The 18,095-nt window shown below is 44.2% G+C and carries 15 protein-coding genes; all 15 read right to left on the bottom strand.

All coding sequences use genetic code 11. The annotated features are described in order from the left end of the window. Positions 1 to 501: 501 nt before the first annotated feature. The 15 genes from BLT29_RS13545 to BLT29_RS03080 all read right to left on the bottom strand — a co-directional run bounded on the left by BLT29_RS13545 (position 502) and on the right by BLT29_RS03080 (position 17,901). Positions 502 to 606 (bottom strand): putative holin-like toxin, encoded by a 105-nt coding sequence (locus BLT29_RS13545; RefSeq protein WP_245701021.1) that lies wholly within the window; start codon positions 604 to 606, stop codon positions 502 to 504. A 186-nt stretch (positions 607 to 792) separates the two neighbouring features. Beyond that, on the bottom strand, positions 793 to 1,584 hold the full coding sequence (locus BLT29_RS03145; RefSeq protein WP_090774856.1) for a DUF2785 domain-containing protein: 792 nt from the start codon (positions 1,582 to 1,584) through the stop codon (positions 793 to 795). A 12-nt stretch (positions 1,585 to 1,596) separates the two neighbouring features. Further along, a complete protein-coding gene (locus BLT29_RS03140) occupies positions 1,597 to 2,934 on the bottom strand; it encodes an amidohydrolase family protein (RefSeq protein ID WP_090774855.1) in 1,338 nt (445 codons plus the stop codon). An 80-nt stretch (positions 2,935 to 3,014) separates the two neighbouring features. Further along, entirely contained in the window at positions 3,015 to 4,076 is a 1,062-nt protein-coding gene (locus BLT29_RS03135) for a nitric oxide synthase oxygenase (RefSeq protein ID WP_090774854.1), read from the bottom strand. 55 nt (positions 4,077 to 4,131) lie between these two features. Next, positions 4,132 to 4,848, bottom strand: coding sequence for a trehalose operon repressor (gene treR / locus BLT29_RS03130; RefSeq protein ID WP_090774853.1), 717 nt, complete (start codon positions 4,846 to 4,848; stop codon positions 4,132 to 4,134). Positions 4,849 to 4,858: 10 nt separating this feature from the next. Next, entirely contained in the window at positions 4,859 to 6,532 is a 1,674-nt protein-coding gene (gene treC / locus BLT29_RS03125) for an alpha,alpha-phosphotrehalase (RefSeq protein ID WP_090774852.1), read from the bottom strand. An 88-nt stretch (positions 6,533 to 6,620) separates the two neighbouring features. Further along, positions 6,621 to 8,051 (bottom strand): PTS system trehalose-specific EIIBC component, encoded by a 1,431-nt coding sequence (treP, locus tag BLT29_RS03120; RefSeq protein WP_090774851.1) that lies wholly within the window; start codon positions 8,049 to 8,051, stop codon positions 6,621 to 6,623. A gap of 249 nt (positions 8,052 to 8,300) precedes the next feature. After that, a complete protein-coding gene (locus tag BLT29_RS03115; protein ID WP_090774850.1) occupies positions 8,301 to 9,629 on the bottom strand; it encodes an oligosaccharide flippase family protein in 1,329 nt (442 codons plus the stop codon). Positions 9,630 to 9,781: 152 nt separating this feature from the next. Then, entirely contained in the window at positions 9,782 to 11,176 is a 1,395-nt protein-coding gene (locus tag BLT29_RS03110) for an alanine/glycine:cation symporter family protein (protein WP_245701028.1), read from the bottom strand. Between the two features lie 136 nt (positions 11,177 to 11,312). Next, on the bottom strand, positions 11,313 to 11,852 hold the full coding sequence (locus tag BLT29_RS03105; RefSeq protein ID WP_090774849.1) for a glycerol-3-phosphate responsive antiterminator: 540 nt from the start codon (positions 11,850 to 11,852) through the stop codon (positions 11,313 to 11,315). Between the two features lie 9 nt (positions 11,853 to 11,861). Then, entirely contained in the window at positions 11,862 to 13,520 is a 1,659-nt protein-coding gene (locus BLT29_RS03100) for a glycerol-3-phosphate dehydrogenase/oxidase (RefSeq protein WP_090774848.1), read from the bottom strand. Positions 13,521 to 13,707: 187 nt separating this feature from the next. Continuing rightward, positions 13,708 to 15,210, bottom strand: coding sequence for a glycerol kinase GlpK (gene glpK / locus BLT29_RS03095; protein WP_090774847.1), 1,503 nt, complete (start codon positions 15,208 to 15,210; stop codon positions 13,708 to 13,710). Between the two features lie 21 nt (positions 15,211 to 15,231). Further along, positions 15,232 to 15,939 (bottom strand): MIP/aquaporin family protein, encoded by a 708-nt coding sequence (locus BLT29_RS03090; RefSeq protein WP_090774846.1) that lies wholly within the window; start codon positions 15,937 to 15,939, stop codon positions 15,232 to 15,234. 259 nt (positions 15,940 to 16,198) lie between these two features. After that, positions 16,199 to 17,377, bottom strand: a complete 1,179-nt coding sequence (locus tag BLT29_RS03085; RefSeq protein WP_176763773.1) for an ATP-binding protein — start codon at positions 17,375 to 17,377, stop codon at positions 16,199 to 16,201. A 323-nt stretch (positions 17,378 to 17,700) separates the two neighbouring features. Continuing rightward, positions 17,701 to 17,901 carry a hypothetical protein gene (locus tag BLT29_RS03080; RefSeq protein ID WP_090774844.1) on the bottom strand — a complete coding sequence of 67 codons (201 nt, stop codon included), beginning with the start codon at positions 17,899 to 17,901 and terminating at the stop codon, positions 17,701 to 17,703. Between the last annotated feature and the right edge of the window lie 194 nt (positions 17,902 to 18,095).

Below are 18,095 nucleotides of genomic sequence, written 5' to 3'. Positions count from 1 at the left end.
GCACAAATGAAGGACGGGTGTACGAGCGTTTTTGCGTGTTAAACTAACTAAATGACCGAGCCATATAACTTGAAATGTCATCGGTCTATCGCTCGGTCAGTGGCGTTTTTAGTCACACGCAAAATGGCAGAGGGGAAGGGGGAAGGGTGGAGATTTTTGAGTGGTTTTCTCAAAAATACAACCCGACCCTTGCCCACAGCCAAGCCTCACGGAGCTAAATTTCGAAATAATATACGGCAATTATCAGTGCACAATTGTAGAGTGGTGAAATCATTGGTCTTTTAAGGCGCTCGAGAAATTCTTGACACATACATTTTTAAGGCAGGGTTGACGTGTATCACATAGAACATGTATACTCAAAGTAATTAATTGCATATTATATAAAAGACCACAGATGCCCAACCGCATCTATGGCCTGAAATAACAGGGTTCCCTTTAAGAGGGACGCCCGTTCGTATAGTGACAACCTGCCACCCTACTGCCTGGAACGCTTAAGGGTGGTTATTTCTTGGTTTTATCGCCATCTTGCTTTTGCGATAGCCCGATGATCGATACAATCAACCCGCCAAATGCAATCATGAGCACGAGCGCTTGAAATGTCGTCATCCCGCAACACCTCCTCTCAGAGGAAGTGGCGTCCACCCTTAAAGACCCTTCATGTTACTTCACTACGAGTATAGCACAGCACGACCCACTTTAGAAAGCGTTATCATTATTGAAGTACCAGTGCTTTACTGCCCCAAAAGAGTCTCTTTCGTTTGGAGCAGTAAAGCAAAATGATCCTATCCACACCTACAACCCCCGAAACTGACGCACCGCTTGCTCAAGCATGTCTCTCACCTTGCGGTCCTCTACAGAAAAATAGAGAAACATGACATATGAAACAACATTTGTGCGACCATAAAAGAATGATAAGTTTGGCTTTCTTTTATAATCTTGCTGTAAAGCCACCAGCCTTTCTTGCATACTTACTAGCCCTGTTTGCACAAATGGTATGATCATATCCGCATCAAACTTCTTTTGCAAGCAAACGATTGGTTGTACGAGCCGCTCACTTTCGTCGTCAATGAACACATGTGCATGGAACAACGGCATGTAACTACTTACAAGTGTCCGTTCAATATGCGCCCGCTCATAGTAAGGGTGACAAACAAGCGCGGCTAATAAATCTGCGCCGTGGGCAATCGCATGGGCCCAACCTTTTCCCTCTACATAGCCACGCACATCTTTTTCGTGTTCTAAATAATGATGGCAAGAGGCGATCGTACGCTCATACAACGTGCGTTCAATCGCCACCGGTCCATTGACAGCTTCCGCAGCGACAAGTACCGAAAAAGACCGGGTAAACACTGTATCCGTATTAACTTCGCCAATCCCATGCTGAAGATTTAACACACATTGAGCCAGTACACGCGCAACTTGCACTGACGAAAGCGCGCCTGCCGACAACCATTGCTGAAATTGCGGGTAAATGACATTATCACGTACACTCGGGTCAGTATCACCAATTCGCGCAAGCGCCTCTTCTAAATGTTTGTCCTCTACGGTGCTCCCGTGCTGTATGCTCTTATCTATTTCCTTCACGCTGTTCCCCTCTCACTCACATGACTGCTCGTATGCTTTCATATATGCTTCAAATTCCTGAATTCGCTCATGGTACCACGCTTCTGTCACTTGATTTTCTTTTGCTTTAGCCACTTCTTGTAACTCCTGAGGATCATACAATTTCCCTGATTTGGCGACTTTCTCAATCGTGTCAATTGCAGTGATATTTTCTAGTGGATCTTCCCGTAGTAATATAAAGTCTGCTTTCTTGCCTACTTCAATTGCACCAATTTCCGTCTCTCCAAGTACTTGAGCCGGCACAATCGTTGCAGATTGTAGTGCCGCAAGTGGACTTAACCCACTTTCGGCAAGCAATGCCAATTCACGATGAAGGGCATATCCTGGATGAATATAGACGATTGGTGCATCTGTCCCGGCAAGGATCGTGCCCCCAAGGCGGACATACGTTTCGGTGAAAGCCTTTGTATATTCAGTGATGAGTTGATATTTACTAGGTTCAACATGACTTGCTGTTTGATGCCACTGTTCTTGGAAACTAGCAAAGCATGAGTCCTCAACACGACTTGGCTGCCAATGATCCTCTTTGCGTGCCATCTGATCAAACAACACAGTCGTCGGCACAAGCACGACATTACGTGATAACAAGTGCTCACATAGTGCCTCTATCTTAGCCCACGGCATATCACACTGACGTACACGCTCATATTGATGCGCATCCCCGAGATAACGCCAGTCGGGAAACAACGCTTGCATCATGCCAGAATTATGTTCTAAAAACTTCACACCCATACCTGCCGCTGACCGCGCATCTACTTCTGTCGACACCATAATATCAGCGCTCACATCTAGCCCACACGCTTGTGCCTCACGCACCACCGCCGCCATCACTTCTTTTTTCAAGCGTCCATATACTTTAATAAACCGCGCCCCAAGTGACGCTTGACGCCGTACTTCTCGTACTGCTAAAGCTTCGTCTTCCGTCGACAGCGTGCCAATGCTTGTTTCTCCCCACAAACCTGGCACACCGTCAATCAACCGGTCAGTCGTGTATAACCGTGGGGACGGTGCGGTTTCCTCTGCTTCTAATAGCGATGACAACAAAAAGAAACTACCGGCTGTGTTCCGCACAGTCGTCACACCCGCCGCTGTAAATAAAGGTGCGTAACTCGGCATGATGTGGCAATGGCTATCAATCAGTCCAGGTAACATAAAATAACCTTTTCCATCTAAAAATACACCTGCATCTTCGGATGGTGGTGCCGTTTGTAACGCCGCAAAACGACCTGCGTCAATTTTCACATTGTACAAGTCATACTGTCCTGTCCGTACATTTAATACATTGACGTTTGTGATCCATTGTGCCGTCATCACATCTCTCCCCTTTCAAGCGCTATCTAACTTACATGTACGTTTATACTTAAATTTGGTTTCAACAAAAAAAGAGCCGCTCACCCATACGGCGCCTGCTCATAAAAGAAGTTCGGTGTCTTCACCTCATTGCGATATTCTTGATGAAAAATATCCGTTTGCGCCGGCGAAAGGGGCGGGATGAGCCATGTCCAGTCACCTGTTACTTCACGACTTTGTCTGTGCTCTCGCTTGCAAAATTGTTCAAACTGTTTCGCCGCGGTATGGTGATCAACAATGCTGACACCTGCTTTTTGATACGAATAAAGCACCGCGCGGTTTAACTCAACAAGTGCCTCATCACGCCATAACGTTGACTCGTGTGCCATATTCAATCCTAAGAGATGCGCAATATGCGGCAAACAATTATAACGGAAATCATCGGCTAAATTGCGGGCACCAATTTCAGTTCCCATGTACCAACCATTAAATGGCGCTGCAAAGTAGGAAATCCCACCAATTTCTAATCTCATATCAGAAATAATCGGCACCGCATACCATTGTAAATTGAGCGTCGCAAATGCTGGCAGCGTTGGATGAGTGATGGACACTTCTTGTACGATCTCAGCAGGGATGGGGAACCATTGCGGCTTGCTGTCGTCAATGGACACAACAAGGGGTAACACATCAAACGGCGTACCTGCCCCACGCCAACCAAGTTGTTCGCAAATACGCGTCAATGCGAGCGACGCCGGATCCCCGATGACTTGTCCATTCCGCTCATATCCGGCATAGCGCACAAGTTGATGATTCCAAATACGCATCCGTGACCCTTGCTGAAAAACCGTAATCGTTGGGATCACCTTCCCACCATTCGTCGCATAAGCAATGTGATCATATAACCCTTGAACAACATCTTCCATCCGGTTTAAATGACGGGCGTCATGTACATGCAGTCGCTCCCAAAATAAGCGCCCAATACAACGATTACTATTGCGCCAAGCTACTTTTGCCCCAAAAACAAGTTCATCATATGTATGTGTGTACGTTCCTGTCGCGCGAATCTGAGCCAACACTTCTTCTAAACGTTGCCTTTTTTCTTCCTCGGGTCGATTCAGTTCATCATAATATTGTGTAATAAATGTCCGCGCTGCCGCTTCCATCACGATCACCCTTCGTTTTTGAAAGTAAAAAATTAAGAGGTAGGAAAACCTACCTCTACTGTAGCACACGCCGGGCAAAATCGACAAAGCGAAACTTGTCCGGCCGGTGACGTGATGCTGTATATTGGAACAGGGTCGCGTCGTCTAAGTACGTATAACTACGCACGACAACGACGTGTGTTGCGCCGTGCAAATCTAAATGGGCTTGATCTGTCGGCGTCGCTTCTTCAACGACGATCTCTTTCTTGGCAAAACTAATCGTAAGTCCGAGTGTCCCTTCAATATACGCATAAATGCTCTTCTCGCAAATCTCTCGTGTCAACTTCGGGATCACCGCAACCGAAAATAACTCCTGATCTAAAATGACCCGCTCGCCTTCAATCGTACGCACCCGCTCCACCGCCCAAACAGGGTCGCCTTCTGTTAAATCTAGACGCGTTGCCGCTGTAGACGAGGCTGGCTGCTGTTCAAAGCGAATCACGTCTGTCAATGCACTGAGCGCGAGCTTCTCATTCAACTCTTGAAAACTCATCACACCTGAAAAGGGAAACTCAAGGCGAGCAAAATCCAACACAACGGAGCCTTTCCCTTGTACTTTCTGAATATAGCCGTGTTCAGAAAGGAGCTTTAATGCTTTCCGAATCGTTTCACGCGACACTTGAAACCGGTCTGTCAGCTCATGCTCAGATGGCAGTAAACTGCCCGGCTCATATCGACTGGTCCGTATCTCATCAGCTAACTGTTGATATACAAACCGAAATTTACTTTTCACGTCCAATCGCCTACTTTATTAAATGAAATACAACCGTTTCATATGGCCTAAGCGAAACTGTTTCTTTTAGTCCACATGGCTTATCATAATTGCTAATGAGCAAAGTTTCCTTTAACGATACCATATGTGATGGACAAATGAAATCCGTTTTCTCCCCATAGAAATTGGACACAACGAGGAGCAGCTCATTCTCGGCTCGGCGCGTGTACGCAAACACGTGTGGATGATCAAGAGAAAGTAGCTCATAATCGCCGGTTGTGATCACGTCATATTGCTTCCTGAGCGCAATCAACTTTTGATAGAAATAAAAGATCGAATCCGGATCCTGAAGTGCTCGTTCAGCATTGATTTCCGCATAGTTACGACTCACATCAATCCACGGTGTGCCTGTTGTAAAACCAGCATGGCGCTCGGCATTCCACTGCACCGGCGTCCGAGAATTATCACGAGATTTTTGCTTTAAAATCGCCAGGATCTCTGCCTCGGCAACACCGTCTCGCTTCAACTGCTCATATATATTTAATGTCTCGACATCACGATACAAGGAAATGTCTTCAAAATGCGGGTTCGTCATCCCAAACTCTTCACCTTGATAAATGTACGGTGTCCCTTGCATCATGTGCATCGTCGCAGCAAGCATTTTAGCCGATTGTTTATGGTACGTCATATCATTTCCGTATCGACTCACGACACGCGGTTGATCGTGATTACACCAAAAGAGCGCATTCCAACCACCACCCGCGTGCATCCGCACTTGCCATTCAGATAAAATTTCCTTTAGCTGCCGAAAATCAAAATCTGCCACCGTCCATTTCTCACCGTTTGGATAGTCCACTTTCAAGTGATGGAAATTGAACGTCATTGACAGCTCTTGTCGATCCGGACGCGTATACAAAATGCAGTCTTCGATCGTTGTTGATGACATTTCTCCAACCGTCATGCTATCGTATTTCGTCAACACTTCCTGATTCATTTCATGCAAAAACTCGTGCACACGGGGACCGTCTGTATAAAACTTCCGCCCATCCCCAGGGGCGACAGAGCCATCATCATTTGGAAAGCGCTGGTCTTTTGAGATTAAATTGATGACATCTAAACGAAATCCATCAATGCCTTTGTCAAACCAAAAATCCATCATATCGTATACGTGACGGCGGACGTCTTCATTTTCCCAGTTTAAATCCGCTTGCGACACGTCAAATAAATGTAAATAATAGTCATTCGTCGCTTCATTATATGCCCAGGCACTACCACCAAACTTAGACTGCCAATTCGTTGGTGGACCATCTCCACGCGCTTCTTTCCATATATAGAAGTCACGGTAGCGCGCGTCTTTACCCGTCTTCGCGTTTTGAAACCACTCGTGATCCGTCGATGTATGATTGACAACCAAATCCATAATCAATTTCATCCCACGGGCATGTGTTTCTCCGAGCAGCTGCTCAAAATCAGCCATCGTCCCATACTCTTCGTGAATGTCATAGTAATCGGCAATATCATAACCATTATCTTTTTGCGGGGACGTATACACTGGTGTGAGCCAAATGACGTCAATACCGAGTTCTTTTAAGTAATCAAGCTTTTCAATAATCCCTTGCAAGTCACCGACACCATTGCCTGTCGTGTCATTAAAGCTCTTAGGGTAAATTTGATAAACCGTACTCTTTCTCCACCACTCGTTCATGTCAACTTTCATCCTTTCCAATTGGAAACAGGAGGGCGACACATTGGTCATCCTCCTTTTCCTCCTCAATCCTGGTCTTAAAAATCATCTACTCCTGCAAGCTCTTCGGTTTAAGCACCTTCCCGTAAAGCACTGTCAGCAAGAATGGGACGATAATAACAATTAACATGCCAATAAAGAATGGGAACCAATCACCTGGGCGGATCGACACAATCCCTGGCACACCACCAACCCCAACGGAATTGGCCAACACCCCAAACATTGTAATGAACATCCCGGCAAACCCGGCACTAACAATTGCCATGAAAAACGGGAAACGGAAGCGTAAGTTCACCCCGAACAACGCCGGTTCTGTAATCCCGAGCCATGCCGATAAGCCGGCTGTTGTTGACAACCCTTTTAAGTTCGCATTTCGCACTAAGAAATACATTGCAAACGCTGCTGATCCTTGGGCAATATTTGATAACGCTAAAATTGGCCAGAGGAATGTACCTCCCGATGTAGTCCCTGCTGTTAACTGTAAATCAATCGCTAAAAATGTATGGTGCATGCCGGTAATCACGAGTGGACCATAAATGATCCCGTATAAGAAACCCGCAACCCACGGAATCGTATCAAACAACCAAATGAATCCATCGGCAATGCCATTTCCAATTGCAAACGTCGCAGGGCCGATGAAAGCAAATGTTAAAAAACTGGTTACCAATAATGCAACTGGGGCAACTGTCAACAAATGAATTGCATCTGGAATCCGTTTCTTTAAGAAAACTTCGAGCTTAGCCAAAATGATTGATGCAACAAACACTGGTAAAACTTGTCCTTGATAGCCAAGTTTGTTAATTTCAAAACCAAACAAATTCCACGTCGGAATCTCACCAGCTGCTTGCGCTTTCCCGTAATCCCATGCATTTAATAATGCCGGATGAACGAGAATCAATCCGATCACAATCCCAAGCAGTGGATTCCCACCAAACCGCTTCACTGCCGACCAACCAATTAACGCTGGCAAAAAGGTAAAGGCAGTATTGGCAATGACATGAATAATATCGGCAAAGTCAGCCCATTGCGGATAATGATCAATGATCGAACCTTCTGCAAAGAAAATCCCGCCACCAGTTAAGACATTATTTAACCCCATTAACAAACCCGCTGTCACGATCGCTGGTAAAATCGGGATAAATACATCTGCTAGCACTTTAATCGCGCGCTGCAATGGGTTGCCTTTTTTCGCAGCTTCTTCCTTCACTTCTTCTTTTGACTGTTCCGACCGTCCTGTGAGCGCCATCAATTCTTGATACACTTTCTCGACAATGCCATTCCCTAAAATGACTTGAAACTGACCACTCGTCGCAAATGCTCCTTTCACTTCTGGCACTGCTTCAAGCGCTTTTGTGTCAACTACGTTCTCATCGTGAAGTACAAGACGTAAGCGTGTCACACAGTGCGTCGCGGATGAGATATTTTCCACGCCACCAATCGCAACCAAAATTTGCTCAGCGGCTTGACGATACTTTGACATCATTTTTCCTCCTCTGTGAGCGTTTTCATCGTTCAATCTATAACTTGTATATACAAATAATAACGATTTAATCTTATCTTGTATATACAAATTTGTCAACTGTTCCTGTTCATTACCTTTTATTCCCTCTATATTAAAAGCTTGTCTGACTTAGGCTTTCACAATGCTCGCTCCTTCATTCACCAAATACTGCACACGCTACACAAATAAAAAAACACCCCTTTGGATGCCTTTTTATCTAGCACATTATTAATTATAGATCGTTCTCTCTCCTAACCACGCATTCAACGATAGCCGCTTACAAATCGTTATATAATGAAGCAACGTCAACAATACCGCGCCAACATTCATCCCTAAAATAATGCCATCCATTTGCAAACTTGGCATGGATCCAAGTCCCAGCATCACGCAAAAGGCAACAGTTGTTGCGTATAACGAATGTAAAAATGCATCTTTCACTAGACCTATACCAATTAAATACGCTTGCAATGGCGTCGCAAAATAATGAAACAAAAAGTAAGGTATCAGGATCTTTAAATACGAGGCTGCCTCTGATGGCGCAAAAAACAAATTCGTGATTGGTTCCGCAAAGAAATAAAACATGAGCACTACCGGTGTCCCGTAAACGACCGTGACAAGTAGTGATATCCGCAAATACCGGTGTAAAAGCGGAAAGTCTCTTTTCGCGTAGCCATCAGAAACAATCGGAATGAGGACAACAAGCAATGCATGCGCAATAAAAGAGGGAAAGAAACCGATTGTAAAAGCAATCCCCGACAACTTGCCGTATTGCACAAGCGCCGCACTCTCCAACATCCCCGCCATAACCAGTGTTTTCGTAATAAAAAACGGCTTGATTGCAAACGTCGCAGAATGAAAAATACGTAAGCCTGTTGTTGGAATCGACACTGCTAACAACTTTTGCCGCACTTCCCAGGCCGAAACGGGTTTCACTTCTTTAGTTGCTTTCGTCTCTCTTATTTTATTTATAAATACAACGAGCAAGTAAATAAGCACGAGCACTTCACTTAATTTTAGGGCTAACAGCGCCATGAAAATCGCCACCGTACTATCAAAAGAGAACAGCTGAAAAACGAGTAACAAACTCCCTAATTGTGCAGCGCGACGAATGATATTGGCAATCGCAATTTTAGCCGTATGACGTGCACCAATTAAATAGCCTCTCGCAACCGAAGAAAACGTCACAACTGGTACGAGCAACAATAACAACCACCGCACGCCGTCATGATATGCATCAAGCACAGACAAGTGCGGCAATACAAGCAAGGCAAGTGCCATTACGACAGCCGCACAGATGAATGCGAGTTGTAGAGCACTCATTAATATTTTCCAATGATAGACCGTTTCTCTTTCCGCTACCAACTTTGAAATGGAGACAGGTAGTTCCATACTCGCTAAAACAACGACAAACAACATCGTCGGCAAAATCGCCATATATAAACCAAACGCTTCATCACCTAGCTCGCGCGCTAATATAACATTAATGAAAAACTCTAAACACTCACCGACAAAAGCGGCACCACTTAACAACAGCACCCCTCGAAAAAATGTCCGCACGCCCATCTCCCCTTTGTCCTCTTCATCAATTTATGAGACAAGCGGGGGAGAAAGAACAGAGAAATCGATTGTTAGTAGCGAAAAAGACTGACGCTCTCAAGTGCTCAAACAAAAAAAAGAGCGTACCCCCGAAGAAGTACCCTCCTTAAACATTACTCTTCCCAACAATCCGTTCGCTTTACTTCAGGTACTTGTTTTGACCGAAAAACAGGACGCACACCTTGCTTTTTTTGTTTCTGATAATCATTAAGTACCGAAACAGCAACTTGGGCGAGAAGCAACAACGCCACTAAGTTGACGATCGCTGTAAATGCCATAAAGATGTCAGCCATACTCCATACAAGGTTTAATCCCATGACAGAACCAAGTACGATCATGATCACGACACAAAAACGATAAATGAGCAACATGATTTTACTCTTCGTCATAAACGCTAGGTTCGTCTCACCGTAGTAATAATTCCCGATGATGGAGGAGAAAGCGAAAAAGAAGATCGCAATTGCAATAAAGACTGTCGCCCAATCACCGACAAAGTGACTGAGTGAGGCTTGCGTTAGTGCAACACTTTCTAAGTTCGTTGTTTGATACACATCCGTCAGCAAAATGATAAATGCGGTCGCAGAGCAAATCATCATTGTGTCAAAAAATACGCCTAGTGACTGCACCAACCCTTGTTTAACCGGGTGAGAAACGTCTGCTGCCGCTGCTGCATTCGGCACACTCCCCATCCCCGCTTCATTCGAAAACAGTCCGCGTTTTGCACCGACGAGTAAACCTGTCGCAATGCCGACCCCTGCTTCCCGCAAGCCAAACGCATCACCAACAATTAACATAAACATCTCCGGTATGGCTGTTACGTTGATCGCAAGTACATAAGCAACAATGAGCAAATAAAGTGTCGCCATGACTGGGACGATGATTGATGAAACCGTTGAAATCCAGCGCACACCACCAAAAATAATAATGCCTGTTGCAATCGCGATGACAACGCCTACTGCCAACGGATCAAAAGCAAATGCTTCATCTAGTGCATGCGCAATTGTATTTGACTGAAAAGAGTTAAACACAAAACCAAATGTCAATGACACAAGCACTGCAAAAATGACACCTAACCAGCGCTTTCCTAACGCTCGCTCAATGTAGTAAGCAGGACCGCCTCGAAATTGGCCATCTTGACGGACTTTATATACTTGTGCTAGCATACTTTCTACAAATCCCGTCGCCATCCCGATAAAAGCAACGACCCACATCCAAAAAATCGCACCCGGTCCACCGACGACAATCGCGACAGCAACCCCACCAATATTCGCGGCACCAACGCGAGATGCAGCACTAATGCAAAATGCTTGAAAAGCAGAGACCTCTCCTTTACGTGTGCTACCTTCTCTTAACGCTGTAAACATTTGCGGAAACAAACGCAGTTGAACAAACTTCGTCCGCCACGTTAAGTATAAACCAACTGCGATAAGTACAGTGACCAATATTGGTGTAATAAAATCATTGATTTGTCCTACAACCTTCTCCATTTGTATGGTCATACGATCCATCGTCTCCAAACTCATCCCTCCATTACATCTTTAGTTATCATAACCTCACAAACCCTTTCCTAGTATAGCTCTTTTTTACATCTTTTTCTATAAAAGAAAAAAGAACCCTTGCGTTGGAGTGAAAGGATTCCTTCTCTTACCAAAGCTCACTTTTCGACGTTGTCACCGCTTCTGCGCCTGCTTTTAAGGCGGCTTGCACGTCATCACTTGTTTCAATCAGTCCTCCAGCGATTACAGGCTTACCGATTTTATCCTTTACACGTGTAATATATGGCGGAATGACACCTGGCAAAAGCTCAATGACATCTGGTTTGATCGTTTTTGCAAGTTGATTACTCGTTTCAATCGCTAATGTGTCCAGTAAAAACACACGTTGAATTGCCAGGACACCATTCTTTTTTGCCACTCGCAAGACATCTCCTCGCGTAGATATGAGACCTGCTGGTTTAATGACTTGGCATAAAAACTCTGCTGCCGCACGGTCACCTTTCAAGCCTTGAATCAAGTCTGCGTGGAGGATCATCTTCTTCTCTGAGTGACGCGCCTTCTTTTTCATCGCTGCAATGTTTGATAAATGAATCTCAAGGACAACAAAATAATGATGTGATGTCGAAAGTACGCGTTCAAATTCTTTCATCCCTTTTACTGCAGGCAAGACAGATTGACCCTTAAACATGTCTCATCCCTACCTTATCTGCTCTAGTGTCAACAACTGCCACTTGGCATCCAGTTCCTTTTCGTAATGCTTCTGCTCTTCTGCCGTCCAATGAAGCATTACGCTCATTGCCTTGACAACACCAGCTTTACATGTGCGTGCCATGCCAATATCAAATAGCATATAAGCTGTTCTTCGCAACAAAAAGTCGACTGGTGTTAAAGCCAACTCATGCGCAATTGCATAACGTAGTGCAGCCCACACTTGTTTATCAAGTCCGTATAATTCCCTTTCCTTTTCATTCAAATATGCATACACAGCGGGTACATTCGATCCATAGCGTTCTACGAGAGTACGTGCTGTTTTTTCGTCTAAACCATGTGTCTTCCCTAGGGCGATTTGTTTTTCTTTAAACGTGTTAAAAGCATCGGCACCACCAACTTCTCCTCCTGATAATGCCAACGATTTCGTTTGACATGGACCATAAGAGTGACCTGTTTCTTTTGATAACGCATCAGCAACGATCGTTACAATTGTATCTGCCATTTTGCGGTATCCTGTTAATTTCCCACCTGCGATTGTCATCAGTCCACTTTTCGAATGGAAAATCTCATCTTTGCGAGAAATATCGGATGGGTCTTTTCCTTCTTCATGAATAAGCGGTCGTAAACCAGCCCAGCTCGATTCAATATGAGCAATGGTAAGTTGCTGACCTGGAAACATCCCATTTGTTGCCCGCAAAATATAATCAACATCTTCTTTTGTGACACCCGGCTCTTGTTGATCGCCATCATAGTTCGTATCCGTTGTGCCAATATACACTTTCTCTCCACGTGGAATTGCAAACATCATCCGTCCATCTTGAAAAGGTGTATCAAAGTACAGCGCCTGATTCAACGGGAAATGACGTCTGGAAAACACAAGATGTACACCTTTTGTTAAGTGAATCGTTTTGTCTTTTTTCGAATGGTCCCATTCTCGTAAACGATCGACCCACGGTCCTGTTGCATTGACAATTTTCTTTGCGTAAATGTGCATTTGTTTTTTCTTGATCCGATCTGTGGCAACAACACCAACAAGACGCGATTCCTCATACAAAAATGATGTGACTTCTACATAGTTCGCTAATTTAGCACCACGATCAGCAGCCGTCTTTGCTACTTCTAACGTTAAGCGCGCATCATCGGTCCGATACTCGACATACATCCCCGCTCCTTTTAATCCTTCCTGTCGCAACAATGACTCTTGTGCTCCTGCTGCTTTCGCTTTCAACATCGTTCTCCGCTCTGATTTCTTTACCCCGGCTAACCGATCATACACAGCCAAACCAACCGACGTCGTCAATGCGTTAAATGTCCCTCCTTGATAAAAAGGCAGCATCATTCGCACGGGTGTCGTCACATGTGGTGCATTTTCATATACCACAGCCCGCTCTTTTCCAACCTCTGCAACAAGCTTCACTTCAAATTGCTTTAAATAACGCAAGCCACCATGAATAAGTTTCGTTGAACGACTCGACGTCCCTGCTGCAAAGTCTTGCATTTCCAACAGCCCAGTTGAAATCCCTCTCGTCGTTGCATCAAGCGCAATGCCTACACCAGTAATGCCACCACCAATTACGAGCAAATCCAGTTGTTCCTTTTCCATCTGTTCTAACGCGCCTTGTCTACCCTTATAAGAAAACGTCATCCCTCATCCTCCAGCTCTATTTATCCCGTTCTTTCCTAGCATATCCAATCATGCAAAAAGGGACCACAGCATCATCAAATAAGACGTCTCCCGCCTCTTGATTACTGTGATCCCCTCATATACTCAAGACCATCTCATTAACTTACGTTTAGTATAACGGTATCTTCAACTGTTGTAAAGGTTTTACTTAAGACTTTGGTTTAAACGTCATCGTAGCTTCAACCGCCTTCTGCCAACCTGTATAAAGATCATGACGCGTTTCTTCATCCATTTCTGCTTCAAAAGCTCGCTCTAACTTCCATTTATTCGCAATTTCTTCTTTATCTTTCCACACACCGACCGCCAAACCAGCTAAATACGCAGCACCAAGCGCTGTCGTTTCTTTTACGGTTGGGAGTTCAACTGGTGCATCGAGTACATCACTTTGGAATTGCATCAAGAAGTCGTTACTTACTGCCCCGCCATCTGCGCGCAACTTTTTCGGCGTAATACCTGAATCTGCCCCCATTGCTTCCATCACATCTTTCGTCTGATAAGCAAGTGACTCCAATGTTGCACGAATCATATGTTCTTTTGATGTCCCCCGAGTCAAACCAAACATAGCACCACGTGCTTCACTGTCCCAATAAGGTGTCCCCAGACCGACAAATGCTGGCACAACATACACACCATCGGCTGATGTCACGCGTGTCGCATACACTTCACTTTCCTTTGCATCTTTGAACATGCGTAGTCCATCACGCAACCACTGGATTGCTGAACCTGCGACAAATACGCTGCCCTCTAGTGCGTACTCTACTTTTCCATCTAGCCCCCACGCAATGGTCGTAAGCAAGCCTTTTTCCGAGATGACTGCTTCTTCTCCTGTATTCATTAACATAAAACAGCCCGTGCCATATGTGTTCTTCACCATTCCTTTTTCAAAACACGCTTGGCCAAACAACGCCGCCTGCTGGTCTCCAGCAACACCAGCAATCGGGACTTTTTGTCCAAAGAAATGGTAGTCAATAGTGTGCGCATACACTTCAGAAGATGATTTCACTTCAGGTAGCATCGCTTTTGGTACATCCAACAATGATAGCAACTCATCATCCCACTTCAATTCATGAATGTTAAACATTAATGTACGCGACGCATTTGTGTAATCGGTCACATGAGCTGCACCACCACTTAACTTCCAAATAAGCCATGAGTCAATTGTACCAAATAACAACTCCCCATTTTCTGCTCGTTCCCGCGCGCCATCCACATGATCGAGAATCCACGTTACCTTTGTTCCAGAGAAATACGGATCAAGCAACAACCCTGTTTTTTGTCTGAACGTCTCATTGTGTCCTGCTGCTCTAAGTTCATCACAAATGTGTTGCGTCTGTCTCGATTGCCAAACGAGCGCATGATAAATGGGTTTACCTGTTTTTTTGTCCCAAACCACCGTTGTCTCACGCTGATTTGTAATGCCAATAGCTGCAATTTGCTTAGGAGAAATGTCTGTTTCCGTGAAAAGTCCTGCCATCACGGCAAGCGTTGAACCCCAAATTTCATTGGCATCATGCTCTACCCAGCCAGGGTGTGGAAAATGTTGCGTAAATTCACGTTGAACCGTGTGGACCATATTCCCTGCTTGGTCAAATAAGATGACCCGTGTGCTTGTTGTTCCTTGATCAATTGCCAGAATATATTGCTGTGTCATTTTTATAGCTCCCCTTTATTTCTATTTTAACAACCAGACAAACACAAGTGCACCAACAATCCCACCTGCAATTGGTCCTAAAATTGGCACCAATGCATAACGAAAGTCAGACGTACCTTTTCCTTTAATTGGCAATATCGCGTGCGCCAGCCGTGGTCCAAAATCACGCGCGGGGTTAATAGCATAACCGGTTGTCCCACCTAAAGACAGACCGATGGCTACAATTAGCACACCAACGACTAACGGATTGAGCCCTTCTGCAAACTGATTCGCACCAATTGCTAGTAAACCAAATAACAACACAGCTGTACCAATGAATTCGCTTATAAAATTTGATGGATAATGGCGAATTGCTGGGCCAGTTGAAAAAACAGCCAATTTAGCCCCTGTATCTTCTGTCTTCTCCCAATGTGGATAATAGTGTACAAAAACAATCGCTGCGCCAATAAATGCACCAAGTAATTGACCGATCACATAAAACGGCACATCCGCCCATGCAAACTCACCAATCGTTGCAAGCGCTAACGAAACAGCCGGATTTAGATGCGCGTCACTCGCTGTTCCAGCCACATACACCCCCATTGTTACCGCAAATCCCCAGCCAACTGTAATTGACAGCCAACCAGCATTTTCAGACTTCGTTTTTTTCAGCACATGACCAGCAACAACACCTGCGCCAAAGATGATTAACACCATCGTACCCATGAGCTCTCCTAACAATGCTTGCATTTTAAAACTCCTTTCCTTTTCAGGTGACGCTTTCACAACATCTTTTTTGTTGCTGCGTCATTCTTGCTGACAAAATACTTCAAACGTCGGCATTCCTGCTTCTATGCATTGTAAAAGAAAGCTGTTACTTTGTAAACCTTTTCATATGTGCAAATGAAATTGTTTGTGAAATGAGAACAAACGCTTAGCCCTATAAAGCTGATCAAACTTGCAACGAAGACATATATATTCGCCGTAAAAATTCCTTTTTTCACCTTTATTATTCTTCTTCACGTTGTTGAGACACTTCACCCTTTTTAAGTAAAGGAAACACAATATGTACTTTTGTTCCTTCTGCATAATGACTTTCGTATGTCACTTGTCCCCCCATCTCTTGAATCAGCTTAATTGAAATCATCGTCCCAAACCCCGTTCCAGATTCTTTTGTTGTAAAATAAGTTGTACCGATCTTGTCAAGTTGCTGTGCCGTCATGCCCACGCCATTGTCTTTAATTTCATACACAACCTGTTTATTTTCTTTTAAATACGTTGTAATTGTGACAACCCCACCAGATTCTGTCGCCTCAATGGCATTTTTAATTACACTTGCCAAAGCGAGCTTTAACTTTGCACCGACTGCTTCAACATATAACCCATGTTCACATTGGTAAGTAAGACTTAACCCTCTTCTGCGTGCATACGCTTCAAACAAAGACACAACACTACGGACATTTTCATCTACCAGTACCGCTCCTCGTGGTTCAATTGTAGGGCTGGCAACACTAACGTAATCCCCTATAATTTCTTCTGCACGTGTAATTTCATTTACAATTACATCATGATACTCACTTCTTTTTCTCTTTTCATCTAACAGCTCTAAACACCCCTTCACAACTGTCAGTGGGTTGCGAATCTCATGTGCAATGGAAGACGCCAACTCTCCTAATGTCAAACATCTCTCAACATCAAGTATATGTGCAACCAATTGCTCCCTTTGTCGCATGGATTCATACAATAATATTAACAAAAACGCAATGCCACTGGTCACGGCCAACATGAGCAACACCTCTGATAGGACTTTTCCATCTAATTGCACTTGTTCTCCACCTGCGGTCATCGAAAAAAACATGATTGCAATTTGACTTACGAGTGCAGCAAAGGCAATAAAAAAAGCAAATCGAACTCTTAACCATTTTGATTGTAACTGCTCAAAACGAGAAATGACCGTTGTACAAAGAAAACAAACAAACAAAGTTTGTGTGAACATGGACCAACAACCGATCCCATATGAAAATAGACATGTCACTGTTGAAACCATGCCAACAATCCAACCGGCCCACCTTCCTCCATAAAAAAATGCCAGCAAAATCGGTAAACTACATACTGCTAAAAAAGACAATACATCCTGAATTGATGCTCGAAAACAAAGGTAGGCAGCAACACTCATAGAAATCACCATGACGAAGGACTTCTTTTCCTTGAACCCTCCATTTGATCGCAAAATGTATAAAAGTATTGGGACTAACATTACAAAGATATTGATTACCATTTTTTCGATGATGACCATCACCTCATCGCCCCTTTGCTTATTTTTACGCTCCTTTCTACTCTTCGACACAAAGAAATAAATTCCTCTATATTAGGTCTGAAAATTTAGATACATGATTAGTCTGTGTCAGATTTGTTGTTTCAGAAAACAAACACAAAAAAATGCCTCTGCATAAGGCATGCAAAGGCAAGCACGATCATCATTACACAATACGTTGTATCACATTCAAACAACTACAAGAAATTTAATAATCCATTGCCATTGCCATTGCCATTGCCATTGCCATTACCATTGCCATTGACAATCACATTGACTTCTGGACACCGACCAGTTAATAATCCACATCCATTTGTTGCACTCCGCTCAAAGTATTGCACTTGGTCAAAGCACTGCTCCTGCTTTTGGAACTTCTTGCACTTACGACAATTTTTCAAGATAGACGCCCCCTTTATCCATATTGCTGTCCCAACCGACAGCTCCCTACATCATATGTCCAAGCAGCAATCATGCCCCGGCGTATTACACGCATTCTGTCTTTTTGCAAAAAAATTGATTAATTTGCCTTCATGCATAAGAGGACCTTTGCCGCTACAATTAGGTTGTAACGACAAAGGTCCAGTTCTTTTTC

It is taken from the genome of Shouchella lonarensis, from assembly GCF_900096965.1.
Lineage (GTDB): Bacteria > Bacillota > Bacilli > Bacillales > Bacillaceae_D > Shouchella > Shouchella lonarensis.
Note: the sequence above shows the minus strand (reverse complement) of the source record. Positions and strands in the feature narration are given on the sequence as shown.